The organism is Ramlibacter sp. WS9, assembly GCF_003797765.1.
Classification (GTDB): domain Bacteria; phylum Pseudomonadota; class Gammaproteobacteria; order Burkholderiales; family Burkholderiaceae_C; genus Ramlibacter.
Genome location: NZ_RKMB01000009.1, coordinates 173,631 through 185,895, shown reverse-complemented (window position 1 = coordinate 185,895; position 12,265 = coordinate 173,631). Strand labels below are relative to the sequence as shown.

The window sequence follows — 12,265 nt, the reverse complement described above, 5'->3', positions numbered from 1 at the left end:
GGCGGTCGATGCTTCAAATGGTGGGGTACCGCGGCGCCCCCCTTCTTGATCTAGCGCAAGGCCGGGGCGCGCCGCGCGCCACAGAATCGATTCGTGTCCAGTCTTCAACCACAGGCAAGCCAATGAACAAATTCCACATCGCTATGGCGCCCCAGTTCCAGCAGCGGCTGGCGAGCCGGGCCACGGAACTCCGCGAAATCTTGCGCGGCCAGTTCGCGCAGGCCGGGTCCGCCGACGTGCACGAGGTCTCGGACTTCAAGGACGCCGCGGACCAGGACAGCCTCGCCGCCATGGGCGACGTGCAGGCGGCCCGCGCCGCAACCGAGCTCGAGCAGGTGCGAGCGGCCGAGCAGCGAATCGCAAGCGGCTCGTTCGGGCTGTGCGTGGATTGCGATGAGCCCATCGACCTGCGGCGCCTGACTGCACTGCCCGCCACACCCTATTGCACGGGCTGCCAGGCCGCCCACGAGCATTCCTCTGCCCACGAGTCTCGTGCCAAGGCATCCTGAGACGACGCCCCATGTTCAAGAACATCCTGCTGGCGACTGACGGATCCAGCGCCTCCGAACACGCGGCGAAGCTCGCCGCTGGGCTCGCGCGGTCGCAAGGCGCTCACCTCACGGCGGTGTATGTGGTCGATCCCTATCCGTACCTCGGCTTGGCGGACACGAACCCCATGGGCCTTTACGCCTACCTCTCGGCCGCGCGCGACCACGCGGCCGGCGCCCATGCAAAAGTCATGGCGCTCTGCGCCGAAAGCCGCCCGCCGGTCCCGCTGGAGCTGCGCCTGGTCGAGAACACGACCGCCGCGAAGGGCATCGTGCAGACGGCCAAGGACGAGGCGTGCGACCTCATCGTCGCCGGCTCGCACGGCCGATCCGGCTTCGACAACATGGTCCTGGGTAGCGTGGCGGCCAAGTTGTTGCAGCTGTCGCCGGTCCCTGTGCTGGTGGCCCGCTGAGGCCTCGCCAAGGCGGGCGCAATGCACCCGCCTTGGCGCACCTTCAGGGTTGCCCCCCTTGGCGTTGCACGGGCACGTACACGGCCACATTGCCGCGCATCAACAGCAGCGCAACGACGGGCCTCGGGTTCGCGGACCGCAACGCGGCGTCGAACTCGGCCATCGTCTCGACGGCTGTGCCGTTCACCGCCACGATCCTGTCTCCGCGCTCGATCCCCGCCAGCAGACTTTCGCCGGTCGCGCCTTCGACATAAACACCCGCCGGCATTCCGGCGGTCACGAGGGCTGGGGCAAGTGCCAGGCCCAGGCGAGCTTGCGACGCCGCCGGGCGCTTGCGCTGCGGTGGCGGCATGTCCTGGCGTGCAAGGCCGACCGTGACGCGCACTTGCCTGGCCGACTGGTCGCGCCAGACGCGCAACAGCAGGGTGCTGCCGGGCTGCGCGGCCGCGATTCCCTGCTCGATCCGCGAGTGATCGGCGGGCATGCCGTCCAGGGAAAGAACGACGTCGCCGCGCCGAATGCCCGCGCCGTCGGCGGCACCGCCAGGCTCGATGCGGACCACCAGCGCTCCGCCCGCTTCGGCAAGTCCGAAAGCCAGGGCCAGTTCGCGGTCCAGCGCCTGTGTCTTGAGCCCGATGTCGCCGCGCCGCACGCTGCCCGTCTTTCGAATGCCGTCCACGACGCGCATGACTTCCTCGATCGGGAGGGCGAACGACACCCCGATGTAGATGCCGCTGCCGGAGAAGATCATCGAGCTCATGCCGACGACGGTGCCGTCCGCATTGAAGAGCGGCCCCCCGGAGCTGCCGGGGTTGAGCGCCACGTCGCTCTGGATCAGGGGCATCGTGGTACCCGGCAGGAATCGCGGATAGGCGCTCACGACGCCGGCGGTCACCGTCCTTTCGAAACCGAACGGGGTGCCCAACGCGGCCAGCCATGCGCCGGGGCATATTCGCGGCGGCGCGGCCAGCCGAACCGATGGCAGCCCGTCGGCCTCGACTTTCAGCAGTGCCACATCGGTGCGCCGGTCCAATCCTTCCACGGACGCGCCAAGGCGGCGGCCATCGGCCAGGAGCACCCAGACTTCATGCGCGTCGAAGACGGCATGGGCACTGGCCAGCACGTAGCCCTTTGGATCGATGACGAACCCCGACGAGAAGGTGCGCTCCAACGCGCCGTCCGCGTAACCGGGCAGTGGAAGTCCGGCGAGCGGCTGGAAGAATTCGAAGCCTTCGGTTTCCTCCATCGGGTCCCGCGCGCCGCGAATGACGACGACCTGCACGACCGCGGGCGCATTGCGCACCACGGCCGCGGCAAAGCCCCCGCGCGGCCGCCGGTCGGCTGACTGCTCGCCGCATGCAAGCTGCTCCGGTGGCCGCGGGTCCGCCGCGAACGACGACATCGCCAGCAGGAAGCTTCCCGCCAATGCCGCCATTGCCCCGAAAAGCCGGCCGGCGCGGCGCGTCAGGGATGCCACGGCATCGCGCCCCCGGCGCGCGCATGCTCTTCGTGCCAGGGGCCGGGCTCATGGTGCACTTGCACGGCGTGTGCCGGCGCTCGGGCCTGGATTGACGCAATTTGCCGTTCGAGCGCGCCGATGCGGCGCAGATACCCCAGCAGCAGCCCGGTCGTGAACAGGTCAAGGTCGAAGTCGGCCCGCAGCCTGCAAGCGGTTCGCAATGGAGCCACACAGTCGCTATGGAACAGGCTGGTGCGGCCATCCCCATTGGCGCGCTCCAGCGCACGGTACTCGACCAGTTCCAGCAGGTCGCCGACTTCGAGCTGGCAGCAGTGGCTGAGCTCCTCGATGCTCACGAGGACACCGGTTTCGAGCCGGTGCCAATCAGACGGTTGGTTGTGCATGATGCTCTTCCCTGGAAGGCGTGGCGCGCGCCGAAAATCCTGAGGCGGCCGCAAGGCCTTCAAATAGCTCGCGCTCGCGCGCCGAGAGCACCGCAGGTACGTCGATGCGAACCACGGCATACAAATCGCCGCGCTTGCCATGGCCCGTGTTCATCCCCCGTGACCGCAAGCGCAGCCGGCGGCCGGAACTCGACCCCGGGGGGACTGTCAGCAGGACGGGCGCGTCGAGCGTGGGGACCTCGATTTCGGCGCCCAGGGCGGCCTCCCAGGGGGCGAGGGCCAGATCGAAATAGAGGTCGTGCCCGTCGGCGCGGAAGACGCGGTGCGGAAGCATCGCAATGTGCAGGTAGATGTCACCGTCGGCGCCGCCGTCGCGGCCCTTGCCACCCTTGCCGCGCAGCCTGAGCTTCTGGCCTTCGTGCACGCCCGGCGGGATGGTGACTTGCAAGCTGTGCGGACGATCGCCCTGCTCCACTTGCAGGCTCAGCGTGCAGCCCCGGTGCGCGTCCTCCAGGCTGATGCGGGCCGACGCGTCGTAGTCGTGCCCGCGCACGGGCGGCCGATGCCGCTGCCCGCGTTTCGCGAGCATGTCGAGCAGGTCCGAAAGGTCCACGCCTTCGAAACCGGCTTCTCCCTCGGGAAACGCATGCCGCCACTGCCGCGGCGGGGACATCTCCTCGCCGGCCCGGTGCTGCCCGAGTTCGTCGTAAGCGGCCCGCTTCTCCGCGTCCTTGAGCGTGGCGTAGGCTTCGGCCGCATCCTTGAAGCGTGCCTCGGCTTCAGGCTCCTTGGACACATCGGGGTGATATTTCCGCGCGAGTTTGCGATAGGCCTTCTTGATGGCCTCGTCGTCGGCGTCGCGGGCAATGCCGAGGATCGCGTAGTAGTCCTTGAACTTCATGGCGCGATGGTTCTTCTAGTGGACCGGTGCGTCGAAAGCCCGCTGCAACGCATCGATGTCGGTGATCCGGATGTGCCGCTTGTCGACTTCCATCAGGCCCTGCTGCTGGAACGCGGAAAAGGTGCGGCTGACGGTTTCCAGCTTCATGCCCAGATAGCTGCCGATTTCGGCGCGCGACATGCGCAGATGGAACTCATTGGGGGAATATCCGCGCGCGCGCAGCCGCTTCGACAGATTCAGCAGGAAAGTGGCCAGGCGCTCTTCGGCATTCATGCTGCCCAGCAACATCATGAGGCTGTGTTCGCGCACGATCTCGCGGCTCATCAAGCGATTGACCATGCGTTGCATGTTGGCGCTGCGGCCGCTCTCTTCGTTCAGCCGCGCATAGGGGATCGAGCAGATTTCCGTGTCTTCCAGCGCTGTCGCGGTGCTCGCGTGAGTGCCGTTGGCAATGCCGTCGAGGCCCATCAGCTCGCCGCTCATGTGCAGCCCGCAGATATGCTCGCGCCCGTCGGCGAGCGACACGCTGGACTTGAACGTGCCCCCGCGTACCGCGTAGATGAACTGGAAGCGTTCGCCTTCCCGGTACAAGGTTTGTCCCGCATTGACGTGTCGCCGGCCTATCGTCATACGGTCGATCCATTCCGTCTCCGCGTCGTTCATCCCGGATGGAAGGCAAAGATCGCGAAGGTGGCAAGAGGAGCACCGCGTGGCAGCGCCCGTCCGGGCTCCAACCGGAGCGGCAGCGGCGATTCGGATCGTGGGGATCGCATTTTCGGCTGCGGCAGGCATGAAACGCTCCTGAAGTTGCATGCAACCAACTGTGCACGCCGCGCGCCGAAAAGCGTATGGGCGGGCACTGATTGCAGCCCTAGGCGCTCGCCGGTCTTTTGCCTTGCAACCGTCCTAGGTCCACTAGGAAATGTCCTAGGGCCCCGGCGCGGACAGTCGGACTTGACATTCGTCAATCACGGCGCCTACCGTGTGTCCTAAGCTCGAACTGCATGCACGGTGACGGGCATCACGACTCAACCACAAGGAGCCAAAAAAAATGAAGATCCTTCTCGCTGCCGACGGCAGCAAATACACCAAGAAGGCGCTCGCCTTTCTCGTCACCCATGAAACGCTTTGCGGCCCCGAGGATGAGCTGGTTGTACTGAACGTGCAGCTAGCGGTGCCGCCACGCGTCAAGACGATGCTGGGTTCGGCGGCCGTGCGCGACTACCACCAGGACGAGGCGACCAAGGTCCTGGATCCCATCGAACGTTTCCTCAAGCGGCACAAGGTCCCGCACCGCGCTTCCTGGGTTGTCGGTTCGCCATCGGCCGAACTGCTCGCGGCCGCAAATCGCGAAAAGGTCCACCTCATCGTGATGGGCACGCACGGCCATGGGCTGATCGGGCGAGCCTTGATGGGCAGTGTCGCCCAGCGTGTCGTGACGGAGTGCAATGTCCCGGTATTGCTGGTGAAATAGTGTTCCCCAGCGTCGCCCGGCCGGGCGCGAACTCGCTGCGCCTGCGCCGCCTGGGCATCGATACGTACCAGGAGCCGGTGCTGTACATGCACCGCGACTGCCACGTCTGCCACTCCGAAGGGTTCGAGGCGCAGTCTCGCGTCGAGGTGGCGTTGGGCGCCCGCACCATCGTCGCGACGCTCAACGTCGTGACCGGCGCGTTTCTTCGTGCCGACGAAGCAGGCCTCTCGGAAGCGGCCTGGCGCATGTTGCAGCCGAAGGAGGGAGACGAAGCAACGCTGCGCCATCCCGCTCCGCTCGAGTCGCTCGGCCACGTCCGGGCCAAAGTCTACGGGCGGCGCCTGGGATCGCCGGCGTTCGACGCGATCATCACCGACGTGGCCGCGGGCCGCTACTCCGATCTGCAACTCGCCGCTTTCGTGACGGCATGCGCCGGAGACGGCCTGGATCTGCAGGAAACCATTTCGCTCACGCGATCGATGGTCGCGGCGGGCGAGCGCATCGACTGGGGTGAGGGACTGGTGATGGACAAGCATTGCGTGGGCGGCCTGCCCGGCAATCGAACCACCATGATCATCGTGCCCATCGTCGCCGCCTGCGGGTTGCGCATGCCCAAGACATCTTCGCGTGCCATCACGTCCCCGGCGGGCACTGCGGACACGATGGAAACGCTGGCACCCGTGGACCTCGACGTCATGCAGATCAAGCGCGTTGTCGGCCGCACGGGCGGCTGCATCGCGTGGGGCGGCGCCGTGCGGCTGAGCCCCGCCGACGACGTGCTCATCCGCGTGGAGCGTCCGCTCGACCTCGACAGCCAGGGCCAGCTCGTTGCGTCGGTGCTTTCCAAGAAAGCCGCAGCGGGTGCGACCCACGTCGTGATCGACATGCCGGTGGGCTTGACCGCAAAAGTCCGCAGCGCCCGGGCGGCGGCGCAGCTCGGGGAACATCTTGAACAGGTGGGCCGGGCCATGGGACTGCAGGTTCGCGTCGTCCAGACCGACGGCCTGGCCCCGGTCGGCCGGGGCATCGGGCCGGCACTCGAGGCGCGCGACGTCCTGTCCGTCCTGCAACGCCATCCGTCCGCGCCGGCAGACCTTGCGCGGCGTGCGCTCGCACTGACCGCCGAGATCCTCGAGTTCGGCGGTGCGGCGCCGGCGGGCACCGGTCTCGCGATGGCGACGGCCGCACTGGAAGACGGCCGTGCGTGGACGAAGTTCCAGGAGATCTGCGAAGCGCAAGGCGGCATGCGGGTGCCCCCCATTGCCGCGTACCGGCAACCCCTGACCGCGCCGCGCGCGGGCACCGTCATCGCCATCGACAACCGGCGCCTGGCGCGCATTGCCAAGCTGGCCGGCGCGCCGAAGTCGCCTTGCGCCGGGATCGAAATGGAAATCGCGCTGGGCTCGGTCGTCGAGCGCGGCCAGCCGCTCTTCACGCTCAACGCGGCCACGCCGGGCGAGTTGGCCTACGCGATGGAATACGCGACCTCGCAGGTCGAAGCCGTCCACGTCATGGAAGAAGCGCTTTGAAAGAGAAGCCGGCGCTGATCGTCGCCATCCCCGGCGGCGCGGCCCTGGCGCAGAGCCTGGCGCACTCGCTGAACTGCGACTGGACCGAACTCGCGGTGCATACGTTCCCCGACGGCGAGACGCTGGTGCGCATCGATGCCGAGGTCGCCGCGCGGCGCGTCATCCTGGCCGGCAGCTTGCACCAGCCCGATGGCAAGACCCTGCCGATGCTGTTCGCGGCCGACGCGGCCCGCGAGCTTGGTGCGTCCCAAGTCGGCCTCGTAGCGCCGTACCTTGCGTACATGCGCCAGGACCACCGGTTCAACCCTGGCGAGGCTGTCACTTCGCGCACCTACGCAAGACTTTTGTCATCGTCCTTCGACTTCGTGGTGACGGTCGATCCGCATCTTCACCGGTGGCACAGCCTCGAAGACGTCTATACCGTCCCCGCGCGGGTCGTACCGTCGGCCCCGGCCATCGCTGCGTGGGTCCGCGGCCACGTGGAGCGTCCCTTGATCGTCGGGCCCGACGAGGAAAGCGAGCAGTGGGTGGCCCATGTCGCCCGCCTCGCCCACGCACCCTGGACCGTCATGGCCAAGACCCGCCGCGGAGATCGCGACGTCAGCGTCGAACTGCGTGACGCCGGGCCATGGCCCGGCTGCACGCCCGTGCTGCTGGACGACATCGTGTCCACTGCGCAGACCATGATCGCGGCAGCGGGCGCGCTGGAACGCGAGGGCTGGCCGCCGCCCGTCTGCGTCGCGGTGCACGCGCTCTTCGACCCCGAGGACTTCGCACGGTTGCGAGGCTCGGGCGTGAGCCGCGTCGTCACCTGCGACACGGTTCCACATTCATCCAACGGCATCGCGCTCGCGCCCGCCATCGCCGACGCCGTGCGCACGCTCTCGGCTTCCACTCCGTCCACCCGGCACAGAACATCATGAAGAAGCGGCTTGGAGGCAAGGCGGCTTGACGCGTGCGTTCATGCAACGGGCCGCTGCTCGCCGGCTGCACGCCCTGCCGCCACGCGCAGGCTCACCAGCCACAAGCCCACCGCTGCAAGCATCGCCAAGCCCATCGCGGCTTGCGGCCAGGCCGGCAGCGCGAACCCCAGCACATCACGCAGCCAGGGCAGTCCCAGCAGCAGCGCCATGACCGACGCCACAGCCAGGGCGAGGCGTGGAAACCAGCGATTGCTGCGCAGGTGGGCGCGCCACGCCAGTCGAGGGTGCATCGATGCCAGCAGCAGCGCGCCACCCACCAGCGTGATGAAGGCAATGGTGCGAACCGCGGGCGCGGCCCATGACTGCGCCAGCATCAGCCAACACCCCGCCAACAGGATGGCGGCCACGCCGGCGCCCTGCAGCATGCCGTAGGCCATGTTGGCCGGCGCGAAGGGCGACTGGCCCGCGGTGCGCGGCTGCCGGTCCATCAGGTTCGCAGCCGGCGGCTCGGCCTCGAAGAGGACGGAGCAGGCGGGATCGATGACCAGCTCCAGCAGCACGATCTGCGCCGGCAGGAGCATCACAGGCCAATGCATCAGCACCGGCACCATCGCCAGCCCGATGACCGGTACATGCACCGCGAAGATGAAGCGGATCGCCAGGCGGATGTTGTCGTCCATGTGCCGGCCCTGCCGGATCGCCGCCGTGATGCTGGCGAAGCTGTCGTCCAGCAGGACGATGGCCGCGGCTTCGCGGGCCACGTCGGTGCCGCGCTCGCCCATGGCGATGCCGACGTCCGCCGCCTTGAGGGCCGGTGCGTCGTTCACGCCGTCGCCCGTCATTCCGACGGTGTGACCCGCCGCCTGAAGCGCCTTGACCAGCCGCAATTTCTGCTCGGGCGCCAGCCGCGCGCAGATGTCGCAGGCCGCCAGCCCGGCTTGCAGCTCGGCATCCGACATGGCGTCGATCTGCGCACCCGTCAGCACCGTTTGCGTATCGGCCAAGCCGACCTGGCGCGCGATGGCACGCGCGGTTGCCGGATGGTCGCCCGTCATCATGATGACGCGGATGCCCGCCCGCCGGCAAGCGGCCATTGCCGCGGGAACGTCAGCGCGCGGAGGATCGGCAAACGCGATCAGGCCCAGAAAGCGGAAAGCGAATTCACGCGGGCTTTCCGGGCATTGCGGACCGGCCCATTCGGCGCGTGCCACGGCGAGCACGCGGAGTCCGTCGGCGGCAAGCGCCTCCACCTCCGATCGCAGCGCGTCGCGCTCCGCCGTGCCGAACCGGCAAAGATCGGCCACGGCTTCAGGCGCTCCTTTGGTAGCAACGAGGTGCGGCCCCGATGAGCCGGACGCGAACACCTGCGTCACAGCCAAAGTCTCGCGAGTGAGCGGATAGTGCTGCAGCAGCTCGCGGTCGCCCTGAGCACCCGCGGTGCCGCGCAAGTATTGCTGTGCGAAGGCGGTGATGGCCTTTTCCATCGGATCGAACGGCTTGGCCGGTGTCGCCAGGAGCGCGTGCTCCGCCAGCTCCAGGAAAGCATCGGGAAGATCCGCGCTCTCGCTGGGCTGGAACGAAACACCCCCAGCCCACAACCGGGCCACCTGCATGCGGTTCTGCGTGAGCGTGCCCGTCTTGTCAACCGCCAGCACGGTGATGGCGCCGAGCGCTTCCACCGTCTCGACACGCCTTGCAAGTACGCGGCGCTGGGACAAGCGCCAGGCCCCCAGGGCGAGGAACACCGTGAGCACCACCGGTATTTCCTCGGGCAGCACGGCCATGGCCATCGCGATGCCCTGCAGCAGGCTTTCGAGCGGCGCGCGGCCTTGCCACTGCCAGGCGAGCAGCGCCAACAGCGCCGCCAGCCCAAGTCCTATACCGGCGAAGAGGCGAACCACCCGGCGCGACGTGCGTTGCAGCTCCGATCGGACGATCCTGGTGGTGGCGAGCGCGATGCCGATGCGGCCCACCGCCGTGCGCACGCCCGTGGCTTGCACGCGCGCCCACCCCACGCCGCGCGTGATGACCGAGCCGGCAAAGACGCATGCTGTCCCGTCGGCGCCGGGCGATCCCATCGGCAAGCCTTCGGCGCCCGGCACCTTGTCCTGCGCGGCCGACTCGCCGGTCAGCAGCGATTCGTCGGCGCTGAGCTGGCCTTCCAACAGCACGCCGTCGGCGGCGACCCGGTCGCCCTCGCGCAGCACGATGAGGTCGCCCCGCACAATGTCGCGCCCCGCCACCCTGGTTTCAACGCCATCGCGCACCACCAGCGCGCGGGGCGCGGAGAGGTCGCGCAGGGCCTCGAGCGCGCGCTGCGTCTTGCGCTCTTGCGCCAGCGCCAGGCCGATCACGGCGAAAACCGACACGAGCAGAAACGTGGCCTCTGCCGCGTCACCGAGTGCCAGGTAGGTGAAGCCCGCGGCGAGCAGCATGAGGAACATGGGCTCGACCACGACGTCGACTCCGATGCGAAGGAATGACTTGGGCTCGCTCCCCGGCAGCTCGTTGGCACCCTCTTGCGCCAGGCGGCGCATTGCTTCGGCGTGCGTCAGTCCACGGTCGAGCATCTCATCGACCGCTCAACGCAGTAGCGCGGCACCCGCGGGCTGGAAGGGGCCCATTAGATTCGACTGCAGCTCCACGCGGTCGATAGGGGGTGCGCGTTTTTCCATGGAGCCACTTTGCACGCACGGGCACCGTAGGCGATTGATCCATGTCAAGCGAGGCAGCGCACGGCGCGCGTACGCTGGGGCTTCGTTACAGGAGACCCGCCATGTATCGCCGCATCCTGGTGGCCACCGACGGCACCAAACTCTCCGGCACAGCCGCGCGCCATGGCATCGACCTGGCAGCCGCCGCCGGCGCCGACCTCGTGGCCCTTAACGTGTCCGAGCGCTACCCCGTGGCTTTTTTTGAGAAGGGCTTCACGGTTTCGGGTGATGAAGTCGATCGGTTCGACGCCGAATCGGCCAGCCGGGGCCGAGCCCTGGTCGACAAGCTGTGCGGGGCGGCTCTGGCGCGGGGTGTCAAGGCCACGCCGGTCGTCGTCCGCTCCAATCACGTCGCGGAGTCCATCCTCGCGGCCGCAAAAAAGCACAAGTGCGACCTGATCGTCATGGCCTCCCACGGCCGCAAGGGTCTCAAGCGCGTGCTGATGGGTAGCGAGACGCAGCAAGTCCTGGTGCACGGTACGGTGCCGGTGCTCGTCGTTCGTTGAACTCGACATCGCAACAGGCCACCACCATGCATCTCCAGTTCCTCGGCGCCACCAACACCGTCACCGGCTCAAAGTACCTGCTCGAGCGCGGCGACGCCCGCGTGATGGTGGACTGCGGGCTGTTCCAGGGCTACAAGCAGCTGCGGCTGCGCAACTGGTCGCCCCCGCCGGTCAAGCCGTCTTCCATCGACGCGGTCATCCTCACGCACGCCCACATCGACCACAGCGGCTACCTGCCGCTGCTCGCGCGCCAGGGTTTCAGCGGCAAGGTGTATTGCAGCGCCGCAACCTACGACCTGTGCCGCATCCTGCTGCCCGACTCGGGCTACCTGCAGGAAGAAGAAGCCGCGTATGCCAACCAACATCGACTGTCGAAGCACCGGCCGGCGCTGCCGCTGTACACCCGCGACGACGCGGAGCGCTGCCTGAAGCTGTTCCACCCGGTGCCGTGGAAAACGTCCTGGTCGCCCGCGCCCGGTTTGAACGTGTCGCTCAGTCCTTCAGGCCACATGGCGGGCTCTTCGTTCGTGCGCGTGGATGACGGCGCGCGCTCGGTGCTGTTCTCCGGCGACATCGGCCGGCCCAACGACCTCGTCCTCCGCGCTCCCACGCTCATGGACGGCGCCGACTACCTGGTGGTCGAATCCACCTATGGCGACCGCGAACATCCCCGCTCCGATCCCCTGTTCCAGCTGGGCGAGGTGATCCGTCGTACGGCGGCACGCGGTGGGGTCGTGGTCATCCCGGCCTTCGCCGTGGGCCGCGCCCAAAGCCTTCTGTACTGCATCCACCTACTCAAGACGCAGGGTGCGATCCCCGACTTGCCGGTTTACCTCAACAGTCCGATGGCATCGAACGCCATGGACGTCTACTGGAAACACAAGGAAGATCTGCGCCTGACGCCCGAAGAGTGCGAGGCGGTCGCCGCCACCGCGCGCATCGTGCGAACGCCCGAAGAGTCAGAACGCCTCAATGGCAAGCGAGGGCCAATGGTCATCATCGCCGCCAGCGGCATGGCGACGGGCGGACGGGTGGTCCACCACATCAAGGCGTTCGCGCCGGACCGCCGCAACACGCTGCTGTTCGCCGGTTTCCAGGCGGGTGGGACGCGCGGCGCGACCATCACGCAAGGCTTGCCCAACGTGCGCATCCATGGCAAGGACGTGCCGATCCGCGCCGAAGTTGCGCAGCTGGAGGACTTGTCGGCGCACGCCGACGCCACGGAAATTCTCGACTGGCTGGGGCATTTCAAGCAGCAGCCGAAGAGGACTTTCATCACGCATGGCGAGCCCGACGCGGCCGATGCGATGCGCCAGCGCATCGAGCGCCAGCTGGGCTGGGCCTGCTGCGTGCCGGATTACCTGGAGCGGGCGGAGCTCGATTGAACAGCGGTG

The 12,265-nt window shown here is 67.9% G+C and carries 12 protein-coding genes; 7 read left to right on the top strand and 5 right to left on the bottom strand.

Features of this window, described 5'->3' with window-relative positions; genetic code table 11:
• The first annotated feature begins 122 nt into the window (after window positions 1–122).
• On the top strand, window positions 123–509 hold the full coding sequence (locus EEB15_RS15790; protein WP_158290123.1) for a TraR/DksA family transcriptional regulator: 387 nt from the start codon (window positions 123–125) through the stop codon (window positions 507–509).
• Window positions 510–520: 11 nt separating this feature from the next.
• A complete protein-coding gene (locus tag EEB15_RS15785; protein ID WP_141510826.1) occupies window positions 521–961 on the top strand; it encodes a universal stress protein in 441 nt (146 codons plus the stop codon).
• A 43-nt stretch (window positions 962–1,004) separates the two neighbouring features.
• Here the strand turns inward: EEB15_RS15785 and EEB15_RS15780 are convergent, their stop codons facing one another.
• The 4 genes from EEB15_RS15780 to EEB15_RS15765 are packed head-to-tail and all read right to left on the bottom strand — an operon-like array spanning window position 1,005 to window position 4,388.
• Window positions 1,005–2,438, bottom strand: coding sequence for a trypsin-like peptidase domain-containing protein (locus EEB15_RS15780; protein WP_141510825.1), 1,434 nt, complete (start codon window positions 2,436–2,438; stop codon window positions 1,005–1,007).
• Window positions 2,426–2,824 (bottom strand): chaperone modulator CbpM, encoded by a 399-nt coding sequence (locus tag EEB15_RS15775; RefSeq protein ID WP_141510824.1) that lies wholly within the window; start codon window positions 2,822–2,824, stop codon window positions 2,426–2,428. Before EEB15_RS15775 ends, EEB15_RS15780 begins: the two co-directional genes overlap by 13 nt.
• Window positions 2,805–3,725: a DnaJ C-terminal domain-containing protein gene (locus EEB15_RS15770; protein WP_141510823.1), complete on the bottom strand. Its 921-nt coding sequence runs from the start codon at window positions 3,723–3,725 to the stop codon at window positions 2,805–2,807. The genes EEB15_RS15775 and EEB15_RS15770 overlap by 20 nt, the downstream gene beginning before the upstream one ends.
• 15 nt (window positions 3,726–3,740) lie before the next feature.
• Window positions 3,741–4,388: a helix-turn-helix domain-containing protein gene (locus EEB15_RS15765; protein ID WP_370283626.1), complete on the bottom strand. Its 648-nt coding sequence runs from the start codon at window positions 4,386–4,388 to the stop codon at window positions 3,741–3,743.
• Between the two features lie 388 nt (window positions 4,389–4,776).
• Here EEB15_RS15765 and EEB15_RS15760 point away from each other — a divergent pair, with 388 nt between their 5' ends.
• From EEB15_RS15760 to EEB15_RS15750, 3 genes are read left to right on the top strand one after another with little or no spacing between them, the layout of a single operon-like run.
• Window positions 4,777–5,199, top strand: coding sequence for a universal stress protein (locus EEB15_RS15760; RefSeq protein WP_141510821.1), 423 nt, complete (start codon window positions 4,777–4,779; stop codon window positions 5,197–5,199).
• The gene (locus EEB15_RS15755) at window positions 5,199–6,728 is read left to right on the top strand and encodes a thymidine phosphorylase family protein (RefSeq protein WP_233259498.1); all 1,530 of its coding nucleotides are present in this window, start codon (window positions 5,199–5,201) and stop codon (window positions 6,726–6,728) included. The genes EEB15_RS15760 and EEB15_RS15755 overlap by 1 nt, the downstream gene beginning before the upstream one ends.
• Window positions 6,725–7,651, top strand: a complete 927-nt coding sequence (locus tag EEB15_RS15750; RefSeq protein WP_141510820.1) for a ribose-phosphate pyrophosphokinase — start codon at window positions 6,725–6,727, stop codon at window positions 7,649–7,651. The genes EEB15_RS15755 and EEB15_RS15750 overlap by 4 nt, the downstream gene beginning before the upstream one ends.
• A gap of 38 nt (window positions 7,652–7,689) precedes the next feature.
• Here the strand turns inward: EEB15_RS15750 and EEB15_RS15745 are convergent, their stop codons facing one another.
• The gene (locus EEB15_RS15745; protein ID WP_141510819.1) at window positions 7,690–10,221 is read right to left on the bottom strand and encodes a cation-translocating P-type ATPase; all 2,532 of its coding nucleotides are present in this window, start codon (window positions 10,219–10,221) and stop codon (window positions 7,690–7,692) included.
• A gap of 206 nt (window positions 10,222–10,427) precedes the next feature.
• Here EEB15_RS15745 and EEB15_RS15740 point away from each other — a divergent pair, with 206 nt between their 5' ends.
• Complete coding sequence (locus EEB15_RS15740) at window positions 10,428–10,871, top strand: universal stress protein (protein WP_141510818.1); 444 nt, start codon at window positions 10,428–10,430, stop codon at window positions 10,869–10,871.
• A gap of 26 nt (window positions 10,872–10,897) precedes the next feature.
• Window positions 10,898–12,256, top strand: a complete 1,359-nt coding sequence (locus tag EEB15_RS15735; protein WP_141510817.1) for an MBL fold metallo-hydrolase RNA specificity domain-containing protein — start codon at window positions 10,898–10,900, stop codon at window positions 12,254–12,256.
• The last annotated feature ends 9 nt before the right edge of the window (window positions 12,257–12,265 follow it).

Coding starts and splice junctions, on each gene's coding strand:
- EEB15_RS15775 (WP_141510824.1), bottom strand. CDS start 2,824: ATGCACAACCAACCGTCTGATTGGCACCGGCTCGAAACCGGTGTCCTC.
- EEB15_RS15790 (WP_158290123.1), top strand. CDS start 123: ATGAACAAATTCCACATCGCTATGGCGCCCCAGTTCCAGCAGCGGCTG.
- EEB15_RS15745 (WP_141510819.1), bottom strand. CDS start 10,221: ATGCTCGACCGTGGACTGACGCACGCCGAAGCAATGCGCCGCCTGGCG.
- EEB15_RS15785 (WP_141510826.1), top strand. CDS start 521: ATGTTCAAGAACATCCTGCTGGCGACTGACGGATCCAGCGCCTCCGAA.
- EEB15_RS15770 (WP_141510823.1), bottom strand. CDS start 3,725: ATGAAGTTCAAGGACTACTACGCGATCCTCGGCATTGCCCGCGACGCC.
- EEB15_RS15765 (WP_370283626.1), bottom strand. CDS start 4,388: ATGAACGACGCGGAGACGGAATGGATCGACCGTATGACGATAGGCCGG.
- EEB15_RS15760 (WP_141510821.1), top strand. CDS start 4,777: ATGAAGATCCTTCTCGCTGCCGACGGCAGCAAATACACCAAGAAGGCG.
- EEB15_RS15735 (WP_141510817.1), top strand. CDS start 10,898: ATGCATCTCCAGTTCCTCGGCGCCACCAACACCGTCACCGGCTCAAAG.
- EEB15_RS15740 (WP_141510818.1), top strand. CDS start 10,428: ATGTATCGCCGCATCCTGGTGGCCACCGACGGCACCAAACTCTCCGGC.